Source organism: Vibrio sp. M60_M70, from assembly GCF_037162085.1.
Classification (GTDB): Bacteria; Pseudomonadota; Gammaproteobacteria; order Enterobacterales; family Vibrionaceae; genus Vibrio; species Vibrio diabolicus.
The window spans coordinates 197,755-221,363 of sequence record NZ_JARLUL010000002.1; the positions used below are offsets into that span (position 1 = coordinate 197,755).

21 protein-coding genes and 2 pseudogenes are annotated in these 23,609 nt (G+C 45.5%); 9 read left to right on the forward strand and 14 right to left on the reverse strand.

Annotated features, from left to right (window positions below; translation table 11 throughout):
* Window positions 1-316: 316 nt before the first annotated feature.
* From P4S59_RS16730 to P4S59_RS16745, 4 genes are all read left to right on the forward strand, one after another.
* Complete coding sequence (locus tag P4S59_RS16730; RefSeq protein WP_337168711.1) at window positions 317-1,111, forward strand: DUF4344 domain-containing metallopeptidase; 795 nt, start codon at window positions 317-319, stop codon at window positions 1,109-1,111.
* Window positions 1,112-1,138: 27 nt separating this feature from the next.
* Window positions 1,139-1,525 (forward strand): thiol-disulfide oxidoreductase DCC family protein, encoded by a 387-nt coding sequence (locus P4S59_RS16735; RefSeq protein ID WP_152813725.1) that lies wholly within the window; start codon window positions 1,139-1,141, stop codon window positions 1,523-1,525.
* Between the two features lie 180 nt (window positions 1,526-1,705).
* Window positions 1,706-3,367, forward strand: coding sequence for a methyl-accepting chemotaxis protein (locus P4S59_RS16740; RefSeq protein ID WP_005392065.1), 1,662 nt, complete (start codon window positions 1,706-1,708; stop codon window positions 3,365-3,367).
* A 121-nt stretch (window positions 3,368-3,488) separates the two neighbouring features.
* Window positions 3,489-3,983: a peptidylprolyl isomerase gene (locus tag P4S59_RS16745; protein ID WP_005374458.1), complete on the forward strand. Its 495-nt coding sequence runs from the start codon at window positions 3,489-3,491 to the stop codon at window positions 3,981-3,983.
* 116 nt (window positions 3,984-4,099) lie between these two features.
* Here the strand turns inward: P4S59_RS16745 and P4S59_RS16750 are convergent, their stop codons facing one another.
* The 8 genes and pseudogenes from P4S59_RS16750 to P4S59_RS16785 all read right to left on the reverse strand — a co-directional run bounded on the left by P4S59_RS16750 (window position 4,100) and on the right by P4S59_RS16785 (window position 11,417).
* On the reverse strand, window positions 4,100-4,735 hold the full coding sequence (locus P4S59_RS16750) for a DUF2268 domain-containing putative Zn-dependent protease (RefSeq protein ID WP_337168712.1): 636 nt from the start codon (window positions 4,733-4,735) through the stop codon (window positions 4,100-4,102).
* Between the two features lie 68 nt (window positions 4,736-4,803).
* Window positions 4,804-5,595 carry a LytR/AlgR family response regulator transcription factor gene (locus P4S59_RS16755; protein ID WP_337168713.1) on the reverse strand — a complete coding sequence of 264 codons (792 nt, stop codon included), beginning with the start codon at window positions 5,593-5,595 and terminating at the stop codon, window positions 4,804-4,806.
* Between the two features lie 15 nt (window positions 5,596-5,610).
* Window positions 5,611-6,633, reverse strand: a complete 1,023-nt coding sequence (locus P4S59_RS16760) for a sensor histidine kinase (protein ID WP_337168714.1) — start codon at window positions 6,631-6,633, stop codon at window positions 5,611-5,613.
* A pseudogene (locus P4S59_RS16765) lies at window positions 6,634-7,961 on the reverse strand (hypothetical protein).
* Window positions 7,962-8,006: 45 nt separating this feature from the next.
* A complete protein-coding gene (locus P4S59_RS16770; RefSeq protein ID WP_337168715.1) occupies window positions 8,007-8,792 on the reverse strand; it encodes an outer membrane lipoprotein-sorting protein in 786 nt (261 codons plus the stop codon).
* Window positions 8,785-10,053 (reverse strand): ABC transporter permease, encoded by a 1,269-nt coding sequence (locus tag P4S59_RS16775; protein ID WP_337168716.1) that lies wholly within the window; start codon window positions 10,051-10,053, stop codon window positions 8,785-8,787. Before P4S59_RS16775 ends, P4S59_RS16770 begins: the two co-directional genes overlap by 8 nt.
* Complete coding sequence (locus P4S59_RS16780) at window positions 10,041-10,739, reverse strand: ABC transporter ATP-binding protein (RefSeq protein WP_337168717.1); 699 nt, start codon at window positions 10,737-10,739, stop codon at window positions 10,041-10,043. The genes P4S59_RS16775 and P4S59_RS16780 overlap by 13 nt, the downstream gene beginning before the upstream one ends.
* Before the next feature lie 9 nt (window positions 10,740-10,748).
* Window positions 10,749-11,417, reverse strand: coding sequence for a hypothetical protein (locus P4S59_RS16785; RefSeq protein ID WP_226421212.1), 669 nt, complete (start codon window positions 11,415-11,417; stop codon window positions 10,749-10,751).
* 407 nt (window positions 11,418-11,824) lie between these two features.
* Between P4S59_RS16785 and rodA the strand changes: the two genes are divergently transcribed.
* Window positions 11,825-12,907 (forward strand): rod shape-determining protein RodA, encoded by a 1,083-nt coding sequence (gene rodA, locus P4S59_RS16790; protein ID WP_046875633.1) that lies wholly within the window; start codon window positions 11,825-11,827, stop codon window positions 12,905-12,907.
* Between the two features lie 73 nt (window positions 12,908-12,980).
* On the opposite strand, the gene P4S59_RS16795 is transcribed toward rodA, so the two are convergent.
* From P4S59_RS16795 to P4S59_RS16805, 3 genes and pseudogenes are all read right to left on the reverse strand, one after another.
* Window positions 12,981-13,697 (reverse strand): YebC/PmpR family DNA-binding transcriptional regulator, encoded by a 717-nt coding sequence (locus tag P4S59_RS16795; protein WP_005392082.1) that lies wholly within the window; start codon window positions 13,695-13,697, stop codon window positions 12,981-12,983.
* A gap of 135 nt (window positions 13,698-13,832) precedes the next feature.
* On the reverse strand, window positions 13,833-14,042 hold the full coding sequence (locus P4S59_RS16800) for a DUF3283 family protein (RefSeq protein WP_005374484.1): 210 nt from the start codon (window positions 14,040-14,042) through the stop codon (window positions 13,833-13,835).
* 100 nt (window positions 14,043-14,142) lie between these two features.
* A pseudogene (locus P4S59_RS16805) lies at window positions 14,143-16,037 on the reverse strand (ATP-binding protein).
* A 68-nt stretch (window positions 16,038-16,105) separates the two neighbouring features.
* On the opposite strand from P4S59_RS16805, the gene P4S59_RS16810 reads away from it, so the two are divergent.
* A complete protein-coding gene (locus tag P4S59_RS16810) occupies window positions 16,106-16,861 on the forward strand; it encodes a substrate-binding periplasmic protein (RefSeq protein ID WP_048625506.1) in 756 nt (251 codons plus the stop codon).
* Window positions 16,862-16,932: 71 nt separating this feature from the next.
* On the opposite strand, the gene ribA is transcribed toward P4S59_RS16810, so the two are convergent.
* Together ribA and P4S59_RS16820 are read right to left on the reverse strand one after the other, a co-directional pair.
* Window positions 16,933-17,994: a GTP cyclohydrolase II gene (ribA, locus tag P4S59_RS16815; RefSeq protein WP_006740907.1), complete on the reverse strand. Its 1,062-nt coding sequence runs from the start codon at window positions 17,992-17,994 to the stop codon at window positions 16,933-16,935.
* A 281-nt stretch (window positions 17,995-18,275) separates the two neighbouring features.
* A complete protein-coding gene (locus P4S59_RS16820) occupies window positions 18,276-18,473 on the reverse strand; it encodes a PA3496 family putative envelope integrity protein (protein WP_005392088.1) in 198 nt (65 codons plus the stop codon).
* 360 nt (window positions 18,474-18,833) lie between these two features.
* Here P4S59_RS16820 and P4S59_RS16825 point away from each other — a divergent pair, with 360 nt between their 5' ends.
* The 3 genes from P4S59_RS16825 to P4S59_RS16835 are packed head-to-tail and all read left to right on the forward strand — an operon-like array spanning window position 18,834 to window position 21,102.
* Window positions 18,834-19,700: an ABC transporter ATP-binding protein gene (locus P4S59_RS16825; RefSeq protein ID WP_337168718.1), complete on the forward strand. Its 867-nt coding sequence runs from the start codon at window positions 18,834-18,836 to the stop codon at window positions 19,698-19,700.
* A gap of 2 nt (window positions 19,701-19,702) precedes the next feature.
* Window positions 19,703-20,635, forward strand: a complete 933-nt coding sequence (locus P4S59_RS16830; protein WP_048625504.1) for an ATP-binding cassette domain-containing protein — start codon at window positions 19,703-19,705, stop codon at window positions 20,633-20,635.
* The gene (locus P4S59_RS16835; RefSeq protein WP_048625503.1) at window positions 20,635-21,102 is read left to right on the forward strand and encodes a hypothetical protein; all 468 of its coding nucleotides are present in this window, start codon (window positions 20,635-20,637) and stop codon (window positions 21,100-21,102) included. Before P4S59_RS16830 ends, P4S59_RS16835 begins: the two co-directional genes overlap by 1 nt.
* Before the next feature lie 288 nt (window positions 21,103-21,390).
* Here P4S59_RS16835 and P4S59_RS16840 read toward each other — a convergent pair whose 3' ends face one another.
* Window positions 21,391-23,361, reverse strand: coding sequence for a replication initiator protein RctB domain-containing protein (locus tag P4S59_RS16840; RefSeq protein ID WP_005392102.1), 1,971 nt, complete (start codon window positions 23,359-23,361; stop codon window positions 21,391-21,393).
* Window positions 23,362-23,609 lie beyond the last annotated feature (248 nt).

Sequence of the window (23,609 nt, forward strand, 5' to 3'; positions counted from 1 at the left end):
ATTCACCAACCCTATGGTTTCTTTCCATAATGATTAACTGCTGAATAGCATTTTTACAGACAAAAGAGCGAAGCGAATTCAGCTTAGCCTCACCAAGAAATAAACCTTAAAAGCCAATCACTTATCTATGGTCTCCTGAGTACAACGTGTTTTGATAGGCTTTCTGGAGGGCCCAGCAACCAAAATGTACGGTGTTGTCATGATAGTCTTTCGAGGCTAACTACCCGATTCTGGGTGATAAAAACAATCCCAATTATGCATCACACAAAAACATGTATAATTTTTATGTAAGTTATTCAAATAACAAGAGCCCTACATGAAAATTCATTCGCTTTTCCCTGTGCTATTACTCTGTGCCATCTCATCTGCCACTGCAGCGGAAAATATCCGTATTGAATATTCTCCCGTGGAAACAACCCATGAAAACATCGCCCTGCAATCTATCCAAAACAGCGATGTAAACCCAATTTTTCTTGAGCTATCTCAGATCCACTTTCCATTTCGCAAACCACTCACACTGGTTTACGGCGGAGAAGATGGCCCAATGTACGATCCCGATACGCACACGATACACATTCCCTACACTTTTTATTTGGAATCACTCAATTACTTCTCCAATAACCAGTATGAAGAACGCCTTGGAAAATCCCCAAAAACAGGGGCGTTAGATACGTTATTACACACCTTGCTGCATGAAGCCGGGCATGCTTACATCGAAGATCAAAACATCCCTGTTCTCGGAAAAGAAGAAGATGCCGTCGATAATTTTGCCACGATCTTAATGATTGACTTCCTAGAAGATGGCGCAGAGATGGCCATTAGCGCCGCCGACATGTTCGCATTTGAGTCCGATGACAGACCGGACTACTACGACTTCGGTGAGTACATTGATGAGCACAGTTTTGATTTGCAACGCTACTTCTCTACCTTATGTTTGGTGTACGGCAGTGATCCGGAACAGTACAAGTCGCTTCTCGATGAAGTTGAAAAAGACTACCTACGAGATCGCAAAGACTTTTGCCAATACAACTACGAGAACATACGCGCGAATTGGAACGACTACCTGCAACATAATGAACCAAAAGAAAAATCGCCACGTAGAACTCAGTAAGACAAATCAAATAACAAGACGATCGCAATGACAAAACTCACCATATTTTATGACGGAACTTGCCCACTGTGCGCCAAAGAAATGCACGCACTTAAGCAACGAGATGTAAAACAAGCGATAAAAATCGTCGATATATACAGCGATGACTTTTCTGATTACCCACAGATAGACGCGCAAAAAGCCAACACGATTTTGCATGCGCTGAATGACAACAATGAACTGATACTTGGTCTTGATGTGACTCACCGAGCATGGCAGTTGGTCGGTCGAGGTTGGCTATATGCACCACTACGTTGGCCATTACTCAAACCAATTGCCGACTGGCTTTACCTACGCTTTGCCAACAATAGGTATCGTGTCTCATACTGGCTTACTGGTAGCTCCCGCTGCAACTCGGGCCAATGCTCTCGCTAATTGTGATCCTGCTTAAAAATGTGAGTCTCTCTCGTCCACGATCACCAACTTCCTGTACTTCTCACCCGCCAACTCGGTTAATCTGCAATCAGTACAAAAATAATTATTAACACTTTTATTTGGTAAAGCTATTGAAGTTTACCAGTTTGTAACGCTGCGCCGAGACGTAAGGAAGTACCTATGAATCTAACGATAAGAAAGCGACTTTATATTCTTTCCATCATTCCCGTGTTAACGATTGCTTTGGGTATGATGTGGTTTACCTACCTCCAAACCAGTACCTACAACCAACAACAAATCAATCATACGCACACGACGATGATGGCGATGAAGAAAGCGGAACTGAAAAACTATGTGCAGATGGCTCATTCCGCACTCAAACCGTTATTGGATCGTAATGCCTCATTGCAAGAAGCTATTCCAGTGCTCAAAGAGCTAGAGTTCGGCCAATCAGGTTATATTTTTGCGTACGACTCAAAAGGCGTGCGTGTTGTTGTCGGAAAAAACAACAAAGGGGTTGGAGAAAACTTCTATAACCTTCAAGACAAAAAAGGCAACTACCTGATCCAAGACCTGTTGAAAAACGCCAAAACGGGTGACTTCACAACCTACTACTTCCCTAAGTTAGGGCAAACCGAAGCATTACCAAAACTCAGCTACTCCATGTTCATTCCCAAGTGGGATATTATGATTGGCACAGGTTTTTATACTGATGATATCGATGCGATCATTACAGAGATGGAAAACACAGCAAACGATGAGCTAAACAATACCTTAGCCGCTATTGCTATGTTTTGTGTCTCTATTGCCGTTGTCGTGGCCATTTTTGCCGTACTCGTCAACCGTAGCATTATGCGCCCTATCGAACAGTTTGACAGCTCAATCCAATCTTTCGCGCAAGGTGACGCCGACTTAACCGCGCGTATGGAAGAATCTAGCGTGCCAGAATTTAAGCAGCTCGCGCATAACTTCAATATCTTCGTTGAGAGCTTGCAAGGAATTATTAAGAGCGTCAGCCATGTCGGACAAGAGGTAGTATCAGAAACTAACAACATGTCTCAACGCGCCTCACAAGTGGATGAATTGGCTTCTGGTCAACGTGAGGAAACGGAACAAGTCGCGACAGCAATGACAGAAATGACGGCCACCGCTCACGAGATCTCTGGCAACGCAAACCAAGCCGCCGATTCCGCTAAAAACGCCGATGACAACGCACAACAAGCGAAGCACATCGTGGACTCCGCCGCTAACTCCGTTGAAGCCCTAGCGAATGAGGTCTCTGAAGCAAGCACTGTAATTTCACGTCTAGAGAGTGACGTGCAGAACATCTCATCATCACTTGAAGTCATCCAAGATATTGCTGAACAAACCAACTTGCTTGCGCTAAATGCCGCCATTGAAGCAGCACGAGCGGGCGACCAAGGACGCGGATTCGCAGTTGTAGCGGATGAAGTGCGTAAGCTTGCAAGCCGCACTCAGGACAGCACAGGTGACATTCACAAGATGATCGATCAACTTAAAGCAGGTTCGGATGCCGCAGTAAAAGCGATGGAATCTAGCCAAGCACGTGGCGAAGCGACAGTAGAAGAAGCACGTGCTGCATCGGTTGCGCTGCAAGATATTCAAGCAGCGATTGCGAATATCATGGACATGAACACGCTGATCGCTACTGCGACCGAAGAGCAAAGCCAAGTTGGACAGGAGATTTCACAACGCATCGAAGTCATTTCTCAGCAAAGTAGTCAATCGGCGCACCTTGCCAATCAAAATCGCTCGGGCAGCCAAAACCTCAATCACAAAGCCAACGAGCTGTACGACTTGGTGGGACGCTTTACGGTTTAACTTCCTTAATCATATTTAATAGTAGAAACAGCGACGCCAAAACGTCGCTGTTTTTATTTCTGCTATCCTCAAACGACTTAGTTATAATGCCGCCAACATAGCACCCACAGGGGCAAACAAGATGATTATTATGACCACCAATTTCGGTGACATCGAGATTGAACTGAACCTAGAACGAGCGCCAGTTAGCTCAAAGAATTTCAAAAAATACTGTGAAGATGGCTTCTACGACGGAACCATTTTCCACCGCGTTATCGATGGTTTTATGATCCAAGGTGGCGGTCACACCGAAGACATGGCAGAAAAGCCAACGCGCGCCCCGATTGCGAACGAAGCAAACCGTGGTCTAAAGAACCTTGTTGGCACTATCGCAATGGCGCGTACCGATGCACCGCACTCTGCAACGGCACAGTTCTTCATTAACTTGGAAGACAACGATTTCCTAGACCACACCGCAACCACCAACTTGGGCTGGGGCTACGCGGTGTTTGGCAAAGTGACTGCGGGTATGGATGTCGTAAATCGCATCGCGAAAGTGAAAACGACCTCTAAGCTTGGTCACGATGATGTACCATGCGATCCAATCATTATTGAGAAAGTGACAATCAGCGAATAAGCCCATTTGCCTCTTCGGATAAATCGTCGCTATAAAACGAAGAAAGCGCCTAATGTCTGATGACTTAGGCGCTTTTTGTTTTATGACTCAGCCTATGAGTTTGGCTTGTGCCGGAGTTATTGATAGAAAAGCTCGGCTTTTGCTCCGACTAAATCAAGCTCAGAGCCTTGAAAGTCCACCAGATATTCAGCGACAAGGTTATACCCAACCCAATACCCCATGTATTTCGGCCAGCGGCTTTCATCGCTGCCAAGAAAGTAAGCGTCGAAGTTGTAATCTAAGCTGGTCAACTTGTCTTTCATCTCAGCATAGAAAGGACGCCAATCTTGATCTTTGATTTGCTCAAACAAGCTCGGAGTGATGCCTCCATTCACCTTACGTTCGAAATGACAAGCTAACCCTTCCATAATCAGCACATCACCAAGCGCAACGCCATTCTCTCCCGATCGCATACGGAACAGGTGATGCAACTCATGCGCTAGCACCGCAGCCAGTTCTTTCTCAATAACGTTTTTAATATCTGCACGTTGAGTATCAAGCAGAATCTCTACACGATAGGCGCTTAAGCAATAGCCACCAATCCCCGTCTGCGGTACATCATTGCGATCAAACGGGCTAACGGTCAGGTCGATGTTACTGAGATCAAAGTAACTAGAAAGTTGTGAGCTCAGATCATCAAGTTTCTGATGCAAATACTCAGCGAGTGGAGACAACTCTCTCGTCGCATTTAGCAGGGTTACGCGATAGCTCATTTATCTTCCTTGATAATGTGGGTTAAGAGCTGCGAGTTTACAGTGTAAAGAGTGAGCAGTTCTAGCGATTACATCCCTTTGAACAAACTTTGAGATGCACGGCTCACGGGGAGCTTGTTTTCCCCAACATGCACAAACATTCTTCCGGCAAAGTCTTTGTTTACTTTGCTAATTTTACACACTTGCACCACGCTTGATCGGTGCACTTGCCAGAACTGTTCTGGGTTAAGCTGCCCTATCAACTCTTTCAACGATGTACGAATCAAATACTCCTGCACTTTGCCTTGTCCTTGTTGGGCATACACAGAAACGTATTTTTCTTCCGCTTTGAAATACAACACATCAGACGTAGCAATCAGATGAATATCTTCCCCTTGCGTCGCTTTGATCCACTGAAGATATTGCGGCGTTTGTGGGGCGGATAATTGCTGCAACTGTTCTAACAGGCTGCTCATCTGCACATTGCTGCTTTCTTGCTCTCGCTTAGCAAGGCGTGCTTTCACTCTTTCACACGTCGTCAGGAGGCGCTCATCCGAGATAGGCTTGAGCAAATAATCGGCGGCATTTTGCTCAAAAGCTTTGATGGCGTAATCATCGTACGCAGTGACAAACACAATCAAAGGTGGATTGGCGAGTTGATTGAGTTTTTGCGCTAGTGTCATGCCATCCAAAACTGGCATACGAATATCAAGAAACACAATGTCAGGTTGGTTGTGCTTAATAGCTTGCAACGCTTGTTCACCATCCGCGACTTTGGCTATTACCTCTAGCTCTGGCCACACTTCAGCTAGGCTTTTATCAAGATGACGCCTCAATAACGGTTCATCATCAGCAATAATGGCAGTAAACCCTGTATTCATTCCTTTCTTCCTTGCTTACGATTCCATTGGCCAGCTCAAGCGAACACAAACGCCACCCTGAGCAGACTCACTGATAACAACCTCTCCTTGCCCTGCGAACAAAGCTTCAACTCGCTGCTTGAGATTACTCAAACCCACGCCGGAGCCCATGTGCCCACTAACATGATTCAAGCCAACACCTGTGTCTCTAACTTCAATCTGCAAGTTCTGTTGTTCGCGCTTGATGAGTAAACTGAGTTCGCCGCCTTCTCGCTTTGGCTCAATACCGTGAACAATGGCATTCTCCACCAAAGGTTGCAACATCATCGGTGGCAGTTCTGTTGTTCCTAAACCGTCTTCTACTTCAATTTTGTAGCTTAGGCGTCCATCCAGACGTATCTTCTGAATACTCAAGTAGGCTTCAATTAAGGCAATTTCATTCTCAATCGTGGTGTGCTCTTCACGTGAGATTTTTAGCGTCGCACGTAATAGTGCGGTAAGTTGATCCAACATCTGCTTGGCCTTATCAACGTCCTGGGACATCAACGCGCTGATATTTGCCAAGGTATTAAATAGGAAATGCGGTTCAATCTGGCTTTGCATCTGTTTAAGCTGACTTAGCAACAGTGCACGTTCCTGCTCTGCCTTTTCACGCTTGATACTCTCTAATTCACGCTGAGCAATCGCTTCTTTCTCTCGTGAGTGGAAATAAAAGTAACACATGCCGCTGAATAACAAGCCCATCAGCAACACTGGCAGCATGCCCGAAATGCCGAAGTATTCACCGAGCCAAAACTGCGCATTAATGACGCCAAACAACAAACAGGCGGTCAGTGACAAAGCAATTTCTAGTCTACGAGGGATGCTAGGAAACAACTTGTCGACTAACCAAGAGAAGAACAAGGCGGAGTAACCAAAACCAAAGCTCACCAATACATGTACATAGTAAGGACCACCCCAAACAGACAATGTCATTACCGAGATAAACAAACAGAATAAAGTCGTGACAACCACACTGCGTAGCCATCCACTTTCTACCATTAACTTAGCTGAATACATTTAGAATTTCCCTTTGATGTTAAATACAATCATATGCTTATCATTGATTTGTGCGTAAGCAGATTGGTCGTCTCCGGTTAAAAAGCGTGCGGCAACTTCCACTTCTACACTTTGATCGCCGGTATCAATCCATTGGTAGTTAAGCCACTGCGTGACAATCACACCACCATCTTGTGGCGACAGCATCACATCCAACGTAGGGGTTACATCACTTAGCCAGCCCATATCCGCTTTGCCGTTCCAAGAAGCCCACGCTTCCAAATCCCAACTCCAGTGCAGCATTACGTTATGCTGAACGATATTGGCATGCTGAAACCCTTGGGCGTAGCTTGTTGCAAGTAGAGACGTTTGGGGATTAAGGGGTTGAGAGAGAAATTCGCCACGTTCGATTGCTTGTTGCCACTCGCTTTTCGACCATGCTCGGCTGTCGTACCAATATTCAGCAATCACGTTGTGTCCGGCTTGGTTTGCCCAGTTCACCCCAACTAAGGCTTGGAATGCGCTTCCCTGCTCCTCAACTGAAACGGGTTGGTAAAGATCGTCTTGCTGAAACTGATAGCCGACACTTTGCTTTTGCCACAGCATTGATCCGTGCATGGCGATGGACTCATCCCACACGGCAATGGCACTGGCGCCAAGTAAACCTCGGCGCACATCATCGTAATAACCAATAAGTTGATACTCGGTGTCACCCACCAGCGCATAACGACGGATACCAATACCTCGTTGCTCTGCGGCTTGATCAAGTGCACTTTGGTCTTGTTGCCCCCAGCTTGAATCCGTCGCAATCACCGTCCACTCGCCTGCCATATCATAGTGTGAAAGTGAAAACACACCCGCACCCTCTTCTGCGACTAAGCCAACAGGGTTTTGTCGATACGGCTTAAACAGATCCAATGGTCGGTAGCCATAACCCACGCCCCAATCCACGCGCAACTTACCTAAGCTCACATCAAGTGTGGTATCACCGACTTGCCACTCCCCTAGCCAAGCAAGCTCTCGAATCAGCAATTGGTTATCAGCTTCACTCCACCACTCACTCTCTCCCCGTTGGCTGAGGTACAAACCTTGGCTGTACAGAGCAAACAAACCACTGAAGTTCTGATAATTCACCTGCACATCCAACAGTGCATTAAGTGAATCACGAGAACTGCCCTGCGCCTGCATAAATGCGCTATCACGCTGCTTGGCAGTTTCGTAGCTGACAGCCCAATCCCACTCAAAACTCAGCTCATCATTGGCAAAAACTGGGGCTGCTGCGCCACACACAACGACGCAGCAATCAACAAACTGGTGCTTTTGTTAAGGTTAGACTGGTGCGATTTCATGTGACTTCCTTGCTCGTTTTCATGGTTCTATTTACGGAGTTCAGGCTAAAGCTGAGTCGTATTGGCTTTCGGCAAATAGCTTGGGTTGTAGAACTTGTTATCCAGCTGCCAAGGCACGATCTCTTGATACTCGATAACGGTCTTTTTGCTCGGCTGAATGCTATCAAGCAAGGTCATCTCACTGACGTAGTCTTCACCGTTGTCGGTTGCACGCCCGTATAGCGCTTGCTTGGCGAGTTTGCCAGAGCGAAAATAGAGATCGGCTTTGATTGGAAACGCATCTTGCTCAGACAACCACAAGTCGATCTTCTGATAGCTCGCCCCTTTGGTTTTCGCGGTTAACGCAAGGTGATAAGCCACTACACTTTCCCCGTTTACCGAGACAGTTTCTGTCGCTTTCCATTCACCTTGATAATCTTGGCTCCACGTCAGCGTTGAGATGTCGCCAATAGACGCTTCACCAAGCAGCTTTTGCATTGGCGTAATGCGAATCGGACGGCGGCTCTTCGGCATTTGTAGCCAATAGTTGTCGCCCATCATCAACATCTTTTGCCCTGCTTCAACCGCCGATTTGAACACCACCAACGATTCACGATTTGGACGCGTGTACACGTGGTAAAGGCGGGTTTTATCTAATTCTTGGTCTTGATATAAGCGCACCAGAGAAACCACTTTGGAGGAATCATCTTGCAAGCGGTAGCTGTCGGCTTTTTCAATCAATTGCGCGACTTGCTGTGCATCTAACGCTGTTTCATTCGCACTGGCATTCATGCTTGCCATGCCGCTTACCGTCAGCAGTGCAATTGGTAATAGTGATTTGAAATTAAACATAAATCAGTGCCTCCGTAATTGGCTTGTTCACCCCTTTGCGCGCCGAGAAAAACGCCGCAACCAAACAAATCATCAATACTGCAAATCCTGCGACAGCCACCAGCTCCCAAGAGAAGTAAATCGTCAATGGGTAACCTTCTGTGCGTCCTGGCGGTGGCGGCATTTGTACATCCACGACCATCAGTAAGATGGTCACTAGCGCCGTAAACAAAGCGCCGATTAAGCTGCCAATCACCGCAAGTAACCCTGCTTCGCGCAAGAACCCAGCAATGATTTCGCGAGGGTAGCTACCAAGTGCTGACAAGGTGCCGATTTCACGAGTACGCTCGGTGACCGACATGGTCATGGTGTTGAACAGCGCAACAAAGACTACCAACGCCATTACTGCGCCCATGATGCCGAAGATACGGTCGTACAAATCTTTCACTTTGAGATAGAAGAACGCGCGTTCTTGCCAAGGCGTAATTTCAATATTTTGATCACCAAAGTTCTGCTTTTGCTTACTCAGGACCGAAGCCACTTGTTGCTCGACTTGGTTAGTTAAACTGGTATCGAATAGGAAGACCGATAACGCACTGACTTTGTCTGAGCCCAACAACGATTGCGCGCTGTTGATATGCACGTACAGTTGGCGTTTATCAAGCTCAGGTACGCCGGTTGAATAGATGCCACGAACTTTGAAGTCATACGCATTCAATGCACCGTCGGTTGTGGTCGCCAGCAAGGTAATCCAATCGCCAACGTGCACGCTTAGGTTGTTCGCTAAATCAACGCCGAGCATCACTTCTGGCTCTGCTGGGTCATAACGCGATGCATGAATGTTGGACAGCGTCTGCCCTTCGCGCACATCCAAAAACGGTCCTTTCATATCGAATTCGCGTTCGTTCACGCCAATGCCGATAAAGATCGAGGACTTGTTGCCGTTGGAAATCAAACCGCTGAACTCAACTCGTGGCTGCACGCCTCGCACTTCATTCAACCCAATCAATTGCTTGGTGATGTCGTCTGCGTGAGTTAAACCGTTACTCAGTGGCATCTCTTCTTCTTTGGCGAAGTAACCCGGCGTGGTTAACGTCAGATGCCCCGTGTCACGTGCTGTCGACTCTTTCAAACTGTCGTAGGTATACAGACCAAAACCACCCGCACTGGTTAAGGCAAACACGGCAATGGCGATGATCAGCATCGACAACAAACTGCGGCGGCGATTGCGTTGCAGGTTCAACCAAGCAAGGCGAACGGAAACAGGAATTAGCTTGCCCATGAAACCTCCTCCACACTTGCGTGCGTTTGGGTAATTTTGCCGTCCACCAACTCAATGGTGCGGTCACAGCGGGATGCCATACGAGGGTCGTGTGTGGCGACAATAAAAGTGGTGCCTAGCTCGTGTCCGAGCCCTTTCATAATGTCGATGACCTTGTTGGCAGTTTGGCTATCAAGACTTGCGGTTGGCTCATCAGCAATCACCAACGCTGGTTTGTGCACTAAGGCGCGCGCAATTGCCACGCGTTGTTGCTGACCGCCTGATAGGTTATCGGGCATGTGATGAATAAACTCGCCCAAGCCAACGTGTTCTAGCATTTGTGTAGCGAGCTCAGTTTGTTCTGCTTTTGAAAAGCCGTTGAGGTGCAGCGGATACGCCACGTTCTCTAACGCCGTCATCACGGGCATAAGATTGAATTTTTGAAATACAAAGCCAAGCTTTTCACGGCGCATTTTCGCCGCCTGCATTTGCCCAGTTGGGTATGGGCTGCCTGAAAATGTCACCTGACCTTGGTATTGAGTATCCAGCATGCCAAGCACGTTAAGTAAGGTGCTTTTGCCTGAGCCAGACGGCCCGCACAGAGCCACCATTTCGCCGGAAAACACTTCACCAGAAACGTCTCGCAATGCACGCACCGTTTGGCTACCAAGGGCGTAATCGCGGCTAAGTTGATTAAAAACGATCATGACGCCTCCCTAATACTTGGCTAGCAGCGCTTTCGCAGTTTGCGTTTCTAGATTGCTGTCGCCCAATTGCTCCATTTGCGCTAACCATGTTTTGGCTTGTTGAACATCTTCAGCTCGTAGTGCTGCTTCAATGGCGTAGCGATAAATCCAAGACGTTGCGGCGAAAGGTTGCTGACTAAAACTCGGCTCAACGAGCAATGAAAGGTACAGCTCGTAGCCACGCTCAAAGTGATTGAACATGTCAGGTAAAGAGGTAAACGTAGTGGCTGCCATGGCGGTGGCTAGTTGGTATTCCGGCAAGCCTTGTAAACGTTGTTGTTCTTGCAGTGGTACTGGCTGATTCGCCATTAAATCCAAACCCTTTTGGATTGTGGCAAGACCGCGCTCGGTGAACTTCATCTTGTTCCAAGGCATAAACGCCTCACGACCTTGCAACGTCTCAGCACTGCCTAAATACACCAAGGTCACCGGCGTTGCGCCCTGCTCTTCGAGTTGTTTGGATAGTTCGCCGTAAACGGTATCAACCAAACCAGAATCACCCTGCGCTGCTTGGTTGAACTGACTGAGTGTGCGCTCGCTTGGGTTAGCTAGAGCCAGATTGCTGCTGAGTGCAAATGCGGCGATAAACGTACTTGCCAGTTTAAGAGCTTTGACTGAGCGAGATTGAGAAACCATCATGTACTATCCTTAGTTGAACGTGATTTGATGGTTTCAGATTAATGGAGAAGATCGCACACTGCTTTTGCATGCGACCAATGGCAGTTATTTAGAATGAACGGTTGTTTGCTGCGATGAATGACATTCCCTTCTTAAAGAGAGCATATATCCCTGCTTGTTTGTAAGCGTCCATCTTTCACCACAATAGGAATAAAAATACTGGCTTAAAACCTGCGTCTAGTGTATTTATCCATTCCACAGCTTTCCAAGCAGCTTACCCATAACAGACGACATCGACGCTCCTCTCATACACACCTTTGCATGGTGTCTGTTATTTCCAAATAGGATTCTTAGCATCGGAATAGTTCGAACTCTCGAGTTCTGGTTGTTTTCGCGCTCGAACTGGGTGCGTTATTAGGTCGTAGAAAATGAATAAGCGTTTTTTCCCCAGGGTCGATTTGCCACTGCTGATGGCGATCATTCCGATCATGCTATTGAGTACACTAACACTTTGGAGTGCCAGTGGCTTTAATGAGGCCATGCTCTTCAAGCATTTAGCACGCTGCGGACTGACCTTGGTTTGTATATTGGTCATGTCATCGATTCCCGCCGCTAGCTATCAACGCTCAGCTCCATATCTCTACATTATTGCGGTTGCGCTGCTACTTGCTGTCGCTTTGTTTGGCGATAGCACTAATGGCTCTCAACGTTGGCTCGATATTGGCTTTTTTCGCTTTCAACCCTCGGAGCTAATCAAACTCTCGATTCCAATCATGATCGCGTGGATGCTACATATTGAAGGTGGCAGACCAGATAGTAGGAAAATCGCATTCTGCTTACTCATCACAATGATTCCTGCTGGGTTAATCGCGCTACAACCGGATTTAGACGGTGCAGTTTTTACCGTCATTTACGCCTTATTCGTTTTATTTTTAGCTGGCATGAGCTGGAAAATAATCGGTGGCTTTGTCGCGAGTATATTAACGTTGGCGCCTATTTTGTGGTTCTTCGTCATGGAAACGTATCAAAAAAGCCGCGTTACTCAGTTCTTGCACCCAGAGTCGGATCCGTTAGGTTCGGGCTACCAAATCATCCAATCTTTAATTGCGATAGGCTCCGGCGGAATGAAAGGCAAAGGTTGGATGAATGCTACGCAAGGAACACTTGGCTTTATTCCAGAAAGTCATACGGACTTTATTTTTTCGACTTATGCCGAGGAGTGGGGTTTTGTTGGTAGTTTAGTCTTGCTCGCACTGTACTTGTTTATTACCGCGCGCGTCATGTTGCTTGCATGTCAGTCTGACCACTTTTTTAGTCGGCTTGTGAGTGGCGCATTAGCGATGAGCTTTTTCCTGTATGCTTTTATCAATACAGGTATGGTGAGCGGCTTGTTGCCAGTAATGGGAAGCCCTTTGCCGTTCTTTAGTTACGGCGGCACGGCCATGCTGACGCAAGGCATCTGCTTTGGTGTGATCATGTCACTGTGTTATTCCAAATATCGCAACGCATAATGCTGCTAGCAAAAAGTGCGATCAAAAAAGGCTTCCCTCGGGAAGCCTTTTTACAACGGTGGAAGCTAAGAAATTATAGCTCTGCGTTGTGGTAAACCTGCTGAACGTCGTCACAGTCATCTAAAAGATCTAGGAATTTCTGGAACTTCTCAGCATCTTCACCCGCTACTGGAGTGTGAGTTTGAGGAACGAAAGTGATTTCTTCCACATCGATCGTTAGATCTGGGAACGCACCATTTAGTGCTGTTTTCGTCTTGAAGAACTCTGTATGAGGAGCGAATACAGTGATCACACCGTCTTCTAGCTCAACGTCAGTTACGTCTACATCTTCCATCATTAGCGTTTCTAGGATGATCTCATCATCGTCGCCTTTGAACTGGAATACCGCTTGGTGATCGAACATGTGAGAAACTGAGCCCTCAACACCAATTTTCGCACCCACTTTAACAAAGCATTGGCGTACATCTTGGAAAGTACGGTTGCCGTTATCGGTCAGACAGTCAACGATAACACTAGTACCGCCAGGGCCGAAGCCTTCGTAGCGCGCTGGTTGGTAATCTTCACCACCGCCGCCACTCGCTTTGTCTAGTGCTTTGTCGATAACATGCGCTGGTACCTGATCTTTTTTCGCTTTCGCGATCAGGTGGCGAAGAGACAAGTTCATGTCTGGGTCACTACCGCCGTTTTTCGCGCACATGTAAATTTCTTTACCGTATTTGGAATAAACTTTAATTTTCGCGCCTGCAGTTTTCGCCATAGAGGCTTTGCGCACTTCAAAACTTCTTCCCATCGGGATGTCTCTCTAAATTCAAATTTAATGCGAAGGATTTTAGCAAAAAGCGAAACCTTTTCAATTTCGCTTAGCAAAGGAATGGGGAGGTTACCTCATTCGCCACATAGTTTTATACCGTTGTCACGATTCGCGTTAAGCGACACCCATTACTCGTTTGTACTTTTCGACCGATTGCTGAAAAAACGCTTTTTCATCAGCATCGTTAATCTTGGACAACTGTTCTTCTATTGCTTCAGGACCAGATTTGGCCTCTCTGAGCTTCCAAACCAAAAACGACGCTTGTTTATCCAGTTCGATTTTGTTTTTTTCATCAGGCGGCAATAGGGATAGATTGAACGACATTTACAGCCTCAAGGTACTTTAAATACTAGCCGCGCACTATAGCATACAGAGTTACAATTGCAGAATAGAAACGCACTTAACTTGATCAATTTCAAGTTAACTATTTAGGACCCGCACTGATTTTCAGCGCTTTTGGTAAAAACTGCTCGAATATTTGATGCAACCGATCTTTGGTCACAGGTTTGGCGACAAACTCATTCATACCGACGTCAAAGCAATGTTGTTGATCTTCTTTAATAACATTGGCACTCAACGCAATAATGGGAACGTGTTTCCCCCACTCTCCCATTTGTCGAATACGCTCAGTAGTAATGAAGCCATCCATCACTGGCATTTGGCAATCCATAAACACTAAGTCAAAAGCTTGCTTCTCACATAGTTGAAGCGCTTCTTCACCATGATTTGCGACGCTCACTCGAACGCCGAGCTTTTCCAACATAATACGCACGACTTTCTGGTTTACGATGGTATCTTCAACAATCAATACCCAAGGTTGATTGTCATGCTGGAGGCTGGTTTCATTATCTTCAACTTTTGGAAACGTCAAAACATTAGGTCGTTCCGTGTAGGTAGACCGTGCTTTTACTACAACTGGAATCGAAAACTCAAAACAACTACCAAGCCCCAACTCACTTGTCAGTTGGATTTCTCCTCCCATTAAGTTCACCAACTGAGCACCAATCGCCAAACCAAGGCCGGTACCACCGTACTTTCTGGTTGTACTGCCATCGGCTTGTTGGAAACGTTCGAAGATCGCTTGTTGGTTCTCTTTCGCAATACCAATGCCAGAATCAACGACGCGAAATCGAATCATGGCGACATCATGCTCTTGACGTGTTAACTCAACAAGAAGCTTCACATGACCACGATCAGTAAATTTGATCGCGTTGCTCAACAAATTGTTCAATACCTGTTTTAAGCGCGCAGCATCGCCTTGCACTTCCGCTGGCAAGTGAGGATCAATATCGCTAAGCAATTGCAGATTCTTCTGCTTGGCTTTGACGGCGTGTAAGCTGATCACATCATCCAAAATACGGCGCAGATCATAGCTTGCATTTTCTAATTCGACTTTACCTGCTTCGACTTTAGAAAAGTCGAGAATATCGTCGATGATCGTCATTAAAGAGTGAGAAGAACTATCGATGATCTCTACAAACTCTTTTTGCTGAGGATCGAGTTTGGTGTCACCCAGTAATGAAGCGACACCAATAATGCCATTCATTGGTGTTCGAATTTCATGGCTCATGGTGGCAAGAAATTCACTTTTTTTGCGGTTGGCGACTTCCGCTCTATCTCTTTCTTCTTCAAGCTCAGTCTGATGCTCACGGACCTTCTCAACGCTTCGGTTGTATTTCTCCGCCAACACGCTCACTTCATCAAAACACCAACGCTTTGGGAGCGTAACTTTGCTTGGGACCTTCCCGCCACTAAAATCGCTCACGGCGCCGGAAAGCAGTTGGAGAGGATTGACCAAGAGGCGGAAGGCGACCCAAAGCACGCCAATTATGAGTAATAGGATCTTGATCGCTTCTGTCGTGAGCAAGAAAAAAATTGTTGCCAAAGATCTTCATAAATCGAGCTCAGATCCGCCTGAACAGTCAATGTCGCCAGATCATAGGTTTTATCACCAACACGATATTGCATCGGCCAACTTCTTTCTACGACATCCTCAGAAAGAGCGGTTCCCAATTCGACGATAACTTCATCTTCATTAGCGATACGTAAATAATCCACAGAGGGCATGCGCATTGCGCCCTCTGCTTGAGTGAGTAACAGCTCCCTATCCTCCACCCATAAGCTGGCAGAAAAGCTCGATAAGTAACTGGATTCGACCTGCTTTAGCTCGACGTGCAAATGGGCTAAATCTTCGTTAAAAACTCGATATAAACTCACAGCGGAAATGATGACAGTAAAGATTAAACTCAACGTTAACACCGCCAACATAAGTTGGTTGCCGATACTAAATCGACGTTGAGATCGCTCTTTTTCATCCATATGAAATCGCTCCGATAAACTTGCGCTACTCTAAATATAGCCACGCGCAAATAATAATCGAGGATACGATGAAAAGACTTCTACTTAGATTGGCTTTTAGTTTTATTGCGGTAGGAACTTATGCTACTGCCGCTGAAGTGAACTATTACGTTATCGCCGACCAAGCAAGGCCATTTCAAATAGAACAACAGGGGCAAATGCATTCCGGGATTGTGACTGACATCGTCAGTGCCATTTTCGCTGAATCGGATTATCAGGTGAATTATCATACTTATCCGTTTAAACGAATGATCTCCATATTAGAAGAAGGTGGCGAACCAAACTGGCTAACTTACGGCAGCCCAAATTGGGGCAAGGTGCAATCAGAAAACTTGTCTGAAGAGCCCATTTACACTGTAAAACATGTATTGGTCTCTAGTAGTGAGAAACCGTTAGAGTTCAAGAATATGGACACCATGCATGGCCGATCTATCGTATTACTACTCGGTTTTGATTATCCGAATTTAATCCCATTCTTTGAGGATGGTAGTGTGAATGAAATACGCGTTAAAGATTATGATGCCGCATATCGAGTGATAACCCGAACACCAGGAGATACAGCCTTCGTCGAAATGGAATCACGCGTTATGTACAACTTAAAACGCCTCAATTTGTCGCTAGAAGGTTTTCAGATCCAATCTTTCGACTCAGTTATCCCTGACTACTCGATCTATTTGGCCTTTTCGCCCCAAATGCAGCCAGAAACTCAGGACTACATTAATACACGTTTGGCTGAGTTAAAAACATCGGGCGAAATTGATGAGATCATTCAAAGGTATCAATAAATGACCTAACGAATGAAAACGCCAACGATAGTATCGTTGGCGTTTTCATCTATTGAGACATAGATGATGCTTTACTTGGTGTGATTGACAAACTTAGGATCAAACATGTGCCCTAATTTACTCGCCTTAGTTTGCAAGTAGTGTTGATTGCTCGGATTATTACCTTCTTGCAAGGGCACACGCTCAATGACGTTGATATCAACCGCTTTTAACGCAGCCAGCTTACGTGGGTTGTTCGTCATTAGTCGCACCGCATCAATGCCCAAATGCTCTAACATCCCTTTACAGAATGCGTAATCACGCATATCGGCAGCAAAGCCCAAACGTTCATTGGCTTCTACAGTATCGGCGCCATCGTCCTGGAGGTGATAAGCTCGAATTTTATTAATCAAGCCAATACCACGTCCTTCTTGACGCAAATAAAGCAGTACACCACATCCCTCTTCGACAATATTTTGTAGCGCCCTATTGAGCTGAAAACCACAGTCGCAACGCGTACTAAACAAGGCATCGCCAGTAAGGCACTCCGAATGCAACCGAATAAGTGGTGCAGCGCTGTTTGCAGGCTCTCCATACACGAGGGCAAGATGCTCTTTGTTCGTGGCAGTTTCAACGAAGCCATACATCATAAATGTGCCCCATTGGGTTGGCAATTTGGCTTTATCGATGAACTTCACGAGATTGTAGGGCTCGACATGTCTCAGCTCAGCCCGAACGTTCATCAGAATTTCTCCTAAATGATTTTCTCCTTTACCGTCTCCCCCATCCCCCCAAAAGGCATCTTTGTGAGAATGCTCTGTAAGACAAGCGTTACCCGTTCTCATTAACTGCTGCGCTAAAGGTGGATTTTGCAGAAACTTTTCTCTAACGATGAAAGCCATAACGGCCAACTTCATATCCTCCCAGTCACTTCTGACAAAATGTTCGTATTTTCGACTTAAGGCGAATGCTTCATCGGGAGTGCTCGCGTGTTGAATTTTGCTCTGTAACTGCGCATCGAGGAACTTTTGGGCTTGATAATAATGTTCGCTGGTGGGCCAAGTTTGGGAGGATATATTGACTGGGGCATGGCAAAAATTGGAAAGAAAACCGTGGGGCTCATCGGGCTCATAAAAAAGGATTTGGTCAACCATACTCGCGCTCCTTGCTTTGTGGTCGCGATAATCAACAAAAAGCATATCGCTATTGATATATCTTTTAGTAACGCTAGGTAAGATTGTCAAACTTCTACATAGATGAAAATGAGTTTGGATCTAGAACTTTTTAGGTGAAAGAGAGGTGAATTAGAACGTTTGGATAAGAAAAATAAAGAGATGTGAGATGTTGTAGTAAGACGCAATGGCTAAAATGGAGCGAAAAATAAAAAGGGCAGCCCGACAACTACCCTATGGATTGCTATACCAAACTAGAGCAATCAGTGTATCAAGCCAAGCTCCCTTGCTTCTTCAATGGTCAATCCACTTTCACGGATTTCACGTAGCGCTTCAATGCGTCTTCTGGCTTCTGCTGATTTCACTGTTTTCTCAGGCTTCACAACGGCTTCTTCATCAGGTAATTCCCATTTGTGAGCGATGTTGGTCATCTCGTCATGGTCGATAGAATTAATGGACATATTTCCTCCGAACACACCATGTTTTCGATGCGTAATCTATAGCAAAACAGGAACGAGGTGGTAAGAAAAACTGTAGGGAAATGTGACCCCTCCCGCCCTTTCGTTAACTCCTTAATAGATCCATCATTTAAGTTTTGCCAAGGGGCAAATTTACGATTAGATTTGAATAATTCCCCTAAGAAAAGTGTGCTGATCCAGCTCTCAATTCTCGTCTTCCTTGACTTCATTAACAACGCCGGATACCACTTTTTATTTCGCCTAACTTTCGAGTCACTTCACTGATTCACCGCTTGCCACTTTCTAAAAACCATCACACCTGATAATGATAATAATTATCTTTTACATTGGTAAGGTGTTTATATGGATGGTATTAACTTAAATCATGCATACCACAATAATCCGGTCATCCAGATCCGAGATTTATGCGTCGATTACATCACCGATCATGGTGATTTCAATGCGGTAAAATCCGTCAGCTTCGATATCGGCAAAGGAGAAGTATTTGGACTTGCTGGTGAATCGGGATGTGGCAAAAGCACGATCGCATTCTCGATCAACCGTCTCCATAAGCCGCCAGCGTTCATTTCTGGCGGTAAAATATTGTTTGATGGCAAAGACATTCTTAGCCTCTCAGATTCTGAGCTAACCGCTCTGAGGTGGAGTGAAATCGCCATGGTGTTTCAAAGCGCGATGAACTCACTCAACCCTGTCTTAACGATCCAAGAGCAATTCGCAGATGTATTGCGTCATCACCAAGGACTCACCAACGCTCAAGCGAAAGATCGAGCAGAAAAACTATTGGACTTGGTCAATATTCCACGAGAACGGTTAACGGAATACCCTCACCAATTTTCAGGTGGAATGCGTCAGCGCTTGGTGATTGCTATTGCTTTGTCTTTGAACCCTAAGCTGATCATTATGGATGAGCCCACAACCGCTTTAGATGTGGTGGTACAAAGAGAGATTTTACAACAAATCTATCAGCTTAGAGATGAATTTGGCTTCTCAGTACTCTTTATTACGCACGACTTGGCGCTGATGAGCCAATTGTGTGATCGCATTGCCATCATGCGGCATGGAGAAATCGTCGAAGTCAATCAGGCATACGAAATTCGCAATAATCCTCAACATCCCTACACACAAAAGCTATGGGCTTCTTTCCCAAACATCCACGATGTCCACAAACAACCAGAGCAACCAGAGCAACCAGAGCAACCAGGAGCGTAATCATGAATCAGCCTATCATCCAAATGAAAAACGTGATTAAAGAGTTCAGAGTAGGCGGTGGTTTAGCGAAAGAGGAAACCTTCCGTGCGCTCCAAGGCGTGAGCTTTGATCTGTATGCAGGAAAAACGTTGGCTTTAGTTGGAGAATCAGGCTGCGGTAAAAGTACGTGTGCTCGCTTGATCACTAAAGTCTATCCGGCAACAGAAGGCGAGATCCTTTTCAATGGCACTAATATCAATGAGATTACGTCACGCTCAGCGCTCCAAGAGTATCGCAGTAAAGTACAAATGGTGTTTCAAGATCCGTTTGGTTCACTCAATCCAACTCATACCATTCGCCATCACCTCACACGCCCTTTAAAGATTCATAAGCAAATCAAAAGCGAGCGTGACATTCCTGTCCGCTTGGAAGCGCTTTTAAAGCTGGTGGAACTACCTGAAGAGACATTAAATAAGTTTCCTCACGAGCTTAGTGGTGGACAACGTCAGCGAGTAAACTTAGCACGTGCTCTCGCCGTCGGTTCGCAAGTCATTCTTGCGGATGAGCCAACATCGATGCTGGATGTCTCCATTCGCCTCGGGGTACTGAATCTAATGCAGCGCATGAAGCAAGAGCTAGGAATCGGCTTTTTGTACATTACTCATGATTTGGCGACCGCACACTACATCGCGGAAGAAACAGCTGTGATGTACAAAGGGCAAATCGTCGAATGGGGTGATACACACTCAATACTGAAGAATCCGCAGCACCCGTACACCAAACTATTGATTTCAGCCGTTCCCGATCCAGATCTTCCTTTTGGTAACTTAGTGAAAAGTGAACCAAACTATTCGATAGATGCCGATGAAATTCGTAGTCGTAGCAGCATCATTGTCGACGAATTTGATCAAATAGGACCCAATCACTATGTAAAACAATGGACTGAGGCTGCGTAATGGAATTGAGGACTTGGCAAGATCAGATCGCCATGTGGTATGAACATCGGAAGCATGATCAACTTGAAAAACTGGAAGCGATCTTATATCAAGCGCCCGACGGCGTATTTGGCCCAGAACTGAACGAAGTTCAAAGCAAAGCGATTGCTTGCTGGCTAGACGGTTGTTTACGTGTGTTTCAACATGCTAGGTACCGAGATCCTCAAAAAGCGTATCAAACCTTGCTTTACACGAGCGCAAAGCTCGAGCAAGCGGCATGTCAGGTATCGACCGATATTCTGATCAAAGATTGGTGTTTAAAGCGACTTCAGCACCTTACCGTTTTAGCGTTAGAGTTTTGTAATCAGCAATGCGATCAAAATGAGTGGCAACAACAAGCACATAACTTGATCGAGTCGCATGTTGCTTTGATGCGTTCTTTACACTGGAATGAAGCCAAGAAGCATGATCAAGGTTTATCTCATTAATCTGGAAAAATGATCAAGGCTTACTTTGAGGAATTTGAGGTAAAAAAAGCGAGTTTCCTGAGGAGAAACTCGCGAAGTCTATTCAGAATGAATGTAACAATATGAGCCAATCTATTAATCATCAGAAAGGACAAAAGGTTGTCTATTCGTGATAAATAGTAGTCTCAGGCTTGGCTCCTAATGTCAGTGATTTGTTAGAGTTAAGTCTGTTTTTTATCATCGAAAGACATTGTTACATTTCAAATCAATACGCCACGCCTATTGCTTGATGTGTATCAAGCAACGCTTTTAAATCGCCATTTCATCCAGAGCGCGGAATACCATTTCATCCATGTGGCCATCGAAGATTTGACGGCACACCTTCCGACGTACCGCTAATCCAGCAATCAAGCGCTCAATGGTAAGATGCTTGATATCATTTTGAGTGTTAAACAGCTCGACGGTTTTGCTTAATGTCTCATAAGGAATTGGCTCATCCCCTACCCTTAGCCAATCAAGCTTCTCTATGTAATCAGAACACTCTTCTTTGATTGAGGCATACGAGTGCCCTGTCATCGCAGATAAAGCCGTTATACTGCGTTCTAGAGCCTCTGGTGAGGTATATTTAGATAAAGTAATGGTGATCTCGTCTGCATTGATCTCTACCAGGTGTTTTCTTTGCTTCACGCGGCGGCCTAAATTCCCTCTTGGAGATGGCGCTTTGCGTTGGATAGGCTCAAATTCGCCGTCTATGATGCCTGAAAGCTCTTCAAGCTGTTGTCGGGTAACCATCTCATTACGAAGTGGATTTGGCAGCGTAGGCGCCATGTTACGCTTTCCTGCGTTGGTTGTTCGCGCACGTGAATAACGTAAGACTTCTTCCACATCGCATTTTATATCGATCTGGTAGTCCATCACTTTGTCATTCTCGATCATAGTTTCGATCGTCAGGTGATAACCCCACAAATTCACCACAAACAGCTCATCCGTTCCCTTACCATCCGATAAACGCTTCAGCTCTCGGATCAAATCCATCGAGAATCGTCGCCATTCGATGTTGCGTGCCAGCTTCTGGTTTAATTCACTCAGCAGCATGCAGTCAGTATGACGACGCACCATGCGGCTACGGAAGAAAGAATACAGTTGGAATACCAAAGTATGTTGCTTCAAGATCTCTGGTGGGAACAAGAAGAAATAATCACGTGTTAATAGTTCTTCATAAAACGAAGGCTCCCAAACCAAAATGTACAAGTTTGGCTTGATACGAATTTCACCATCGCTTCCCTCTACAGGCGCTTCTTCAGACGCAGTGATGGTTCGAGCAAGAAAACGAAAACGATCACTTTTGAATCCTTCTGGCATGTTTTCACTTAGCCAACGACCAGTAAGTTCATGCAGCTGGAAATCGGTAAACTCAATACGATCAATGCTGTCGCGAATAGAATCACGTGCTGGACCACTGTCTTTTTTGCCTCGAAGCGACAAAATATCAGTAATGTATAACGGCGTCTTGTTCGGCACGTGTGCTGCATCGAGTTGATACTGATCTTTGTGATGATCATGGTATTGCACGGTCAACGTGAACAGAGCAAACAAGGTCATCAGATCATCCACAGTCATGATATTTTTGGATGATCGCGTTTCAATAACCGCTTTGGTACCAGAGATCGACACCATGGATTTCTGATAACTTTTTCGAGTTCTTGGTGGTGCAAGTGCTTGGTCAATGATCCCAGCCCAATTCGTTGGAGACACGACAAATTGATCGGCTTCATCTTTCATCGTTGGAGGGGTATTCAACCCATGTTCATTCAACAAACGCTTGTTGACTTGGGTTTGAGCCAATGCTTTTGAACGTTTTTGCTTTTCGTTTTGGCGTACTTTGTCTGTAACAAGACTTGTTGCACCCAACACTGAAATAAGCTGATTAGGATTAACAAACTTATGTAACATCGTCTTACCAGCAAGTCCTTCTTCAAACCGCACTGGAGTTTGAGTAAACAAACCAATGTTTACTGCTGCACGTAAGCGTTGTTGCAGAGCTGCACGAGTGAGTTGTCCGTCCGTTGCTTCCACAATCTCTGTGGTTGAAACCAATCCATCTTTGCTGCTGAAACCTCGCAATGAGATCAGATTAAGCAACTCTAAGATGCTTTTGGTCACCCCTTTGAAATGTTGGTACTGCTCTACCCAATCTGCAGAGGATTCATGTACCTCAAAAAGATGGCCATCCTTATGGCTTCTAGGTGCTTTAATCAGAATTTTTTCATCAGCCGTCATTTTAGATCCAGATCACACTAGCCGTAGTTGTGCTATGGTTCCGAAGAATAAAGAAAAACAGATCATAAATAAAGAAAAAAGATTGTTTTTTAAATAACTGATCTTTTTGATTAATCTGATCTTAATTGATTATATGATCTAATGATCTGGCTATCGTTTTGCCGCTAAGTGCATGTTCTATAACGTGATTATTTTCATGCATGTCGGAACTATGATCATGTTAATTCTGAAACTATGATCAACAATAG